This window comes from Pseudorhodoferax aquiterrae, from assembly GCF_014652235.1.
GTDB classification, from domain to species: domain Bacteria; phylum Pseudomonadota; class Gammaproteobacteria; order Burkholderiales; family Burkholderiaceae_C; genus Pseudorhodoferax; species Pseudorhodoferax aquiterrae.
Genome location: NZ_BMYK01000092.1, coordinates 1 through 559, shown reverse-complemented (window position 1 = coordinate 559; position 559 = coordinate 1). Strand labels below are relative to the sequence as shown.

The window sequence follows — 559 nt, the reverse complement described above, 5'->3', positions numbered from 1 at the left end:
AATCTGACCCACGTATCGACACTGGCCCGCTCCAAGGCTGAGCGGGGAATCAGGAGTGATTAACGTGGGCATGTTGGCCAAGATCAGGAGAATGCACCTGAGGGATGGGCTTGCCATCCGAGAGATCAGCCGGCGGACCGGACTCAGCCGGAACACGGTAAGGCAGTGGTTGCGTCGCGAGGACGAGACCGAACCGAAGTACCCCAAGCGCGCAGAGACCAGCGTGCTGGATGCTTGGGCGGGGCATCTGGAGTCGGCCTTGCGTGCCGACCTGCACCGGTCGGCGCGCGAGCGGCGAACGGTCAAGGCGCTGTTCGAGCAGATTCGTGCACTGGGATATGCCGGCAGCTATCCACGCGTGGTCGTGTGGGTGCGGCGCTGGCGCGAGCAGCAGGCCAATGCGCCGCGGCGCGCGGCGTTCGTTCCCATGAGCTTCGAGCTGGGCGACGCGTTCCAGTTCGACTGGAGCTGCGAGTACCTGTTCGTCGGCGGCTTGCGTCGACGCCTGGAGGTGGCGCACACGAAGTTGGCCAGTTCGCGCGCCTTCTGGCTGACGGCC

Annotated in this window: 1 protein-coding gene; it reads left to right on the top strand. The window is 65.7% G+C overall.

Going from position 1 to position 559, the window contains the following annotated elements:
• Positions 1–70 precede the first annotated feature (70 nt).
• Positions 71–559 (top strand): helix-turn-helix domain-containing protein (locus IE209_RS33670; protein ID WP_189691206.1); only part of this gene is annotated, 489 nt, incomplete at its 3' end.